The sequence below is a fragment of the Rhodococcus sp. KRD162 genome (assembly GCF_017168335.1).
Classification (GTDB): domain Bacteria; phylum Actinomycetota; class Actinomycetes; order Mycobacteriales; family Mycobacteriaceae; genus Rhodococcoides.
This window is the reverse complement of the sequence record NZ_JABFAU010000096.1, coordinates 1-2,077: the sequence shown is the minus strand read 5'-3', so window position 1 is coordinate 2,077 and position 2,077 is coordinate 1. Positions and strand designations below refer to the sequence as shown.

Here is a 2,077-nt window from a genome sequence, read left to right as displayed (position 1 = left end):
ACTTCCCGATGCTGGTCGATCTGTACGAGCAGGGCCGGTTGCCGCTCGAGAAGTTCGTCACCGAACGGATCGGTCTCGGGGACGTCGAGGCAGCGTTCGAGAAGATGCATCAGGGCACCGTGCTGCGTTCGGTGGTGATCGTATGAGCGGGGCGGTTCGAGTACAGAACGGCGGCACCTGGGACGTCGAGAACACCATTTGAGTGAACGACACATTCCATTGCTGATATATCAAAGTTCACTCCGAGCTACTCGCGGGTAACGATTGCGTCGCGGCGCACCTGATGCACTTCGCCATCGGTGCGCCGCCGGGCCGAGCTGGAACAGCTCATCGAGCACCGGCCGTGCCGCGCCCGAACCACCCGCCTACCTGGTACAACACGTGGTTTGTCCGATTCGGGTTACGTAGTGTTTCGCGACGATGAAAAGTGCCGTCACCTATTGACACACTCCTGTGGCGTGCCCACACTGTTGTTGCGGAAAGTAAGACGCGTTTCGCATAGCGATACAGAAAGGATCCGTATGCTCAAGGTGTGCCCCTTGGCCGACCTTCCCGGCGGCGAAGCTCTACGAGTCGAAACCAGCCCTCCGGTCGCGCTGTTCCACACCGAGGACGGTGAGCTGTTCGCGATCGACGACACCTGTACGCATCAGGACGCGTCGCTTTCGGACGGATGGCTGGAAGGGTGCGCGGTCGAGTGCCCGCTGCACGCATCCACGTTCGACCTGCGCACCGGAGCCGTCGACGCGCCTCCCGCCAAATTGCCGGTCCGTACGCACACCGTCGTCGTGGACGAGGGCATGATCTACATCGAGCTGAGCACTGCGACCCCCAATCTTCCGCCCGACGTTCGCAGCCGCCTGGCCGCCGAGGGGCATTCGTGAAGAGCGTGACCATCGTCGGGGCATCCCTGGCGGGACTGTGCTCGGCTCGCGCTCTGCGGGCAGCCGGGTTCGACGGCGCGGTCACCATCGTCGGTGCCGAGCGTCACCGGCCCTACGACCGTCCGCCACTGTCGAAGGAATACCTCGCAGGCGACGTGGACATGGCCACTCTCGCACTCGAGCCCGAGGACGAGGATCTGGACGTCACCTGGGTTCTCGGCCGTACAGCCACGGACCTGTCCCCGTCCAGGAGAACCGTCACCCTCGACGACGGTGCCGAACTGACCTCCGACGGCGTCATCCTCGCCACCGGCTCGCGGGCACGATCGCTCCCCGACACCGACCACCTGTCCGGTGTGCACGTCCTTCGCACGATCGACGACGCCGACAGGCTCCGCGCCGAGCTCGTCCCCGGCGCACGTCTGGTCGTCATAGGGGCCGGCTTCATCGGAGCCGAAGTGGCTTCCACTGCAAGGAAACTGGGCCTCGAGGTCACGGTTGTCGAAGCGGCCCCGTCACCACTCGCCGGCCCGCTGGGCGCGCGATTGGGTAGCGCGGTGGGCAATCTGCACCGCGACAACGGCACCACGTTGATCTGCGGCATCGCCGTCGACGGTCTCACTGGTACCGACCGGGTGAGCGGTGTTCGGCTCGCAGACGGACGGCTTCTCGACGCCGATGTCGTCGTCGTCGGCATCGGCGGAATTCCGAACATCGACTGGCTCGGCTCCAGTGGCCTCGCGCTCGGCAACGGAATTCTGTGCGACGGCGGCGGCGCGACTGCAGTACCAGGAGTCGTGGCCGTCGGCGACTGCGCGGCCTGGCTCGATTCCAACGGCACTCATCGGCGAGTGGAGCATTGGGCAGGGGCGTCCGAACGTCCCACCGTCGCCGTGGCCACACTGCTTTCGGGCAGTTACGGCGGCCAACACGTCAAGCCTCCGTACTTCTGGTCCGATCAGTACGGGTCGCGCATTCAGTTCGCCGGCATCGCAGGACCGGACAGTGAATGCACCATAGAAGAGGGTTCACCCGAGCTCGGGAGCTTCCTCGCCGTGTACCGATCGGCAGGACTTCCTGTCGGCGTACTCGGTGTCAATCAAGTTCGTTTGTTCACCCGCTGGCGCCGACAGCTCTCGGCTCCTGCACTAGCGGTCTGACACCCAGCCCAGACCACAGACCCACCCGTCGTA

Annotated in this window: 2 protein-coding genes and 1 pseudogene; all 3 read left to right on the top strand. The window is 64.8% G+C overall.

All coding sequences use genetic code 11. The features are described from left to right. A pseudogene (locus J1M87_RS28190) lies at positions 1–146 on the top strand (S-(hydroxymethyl)mycothiol dehydrogenase); the annotation flags it as partial. A gap of 375 nt (positions 147–521) precedes the next feature. After that, complete coding sequence (locus J1M87_RS28185; RefSeq protein WP_206492940.1) at positions 522–884, top strand: bifunctional 3-phenylpropionate/cinnamic acid dioxygenase ferredoxin subunit; 363 nt, start codon at positions 522–524, stop codon at positions 882–884. Further along, positions 881–2,044 (top strand): NAD(P)/FAD-dependent oxidoreductase, encoded by a 1,164-nt coding sequence (locus J1M87_RS28180; RefSeq protein WP_206492939.1) that lies wholly within the window; start codon positions 881–883, stop codon positions 2,042–2,044. Before J1M87_RS28185 ends, J1M87_RS28180 begins: the two co-directional genes overlap by 4 nt. Positions 2,045–2,077 lie beyond the last annotated feature (33 nt).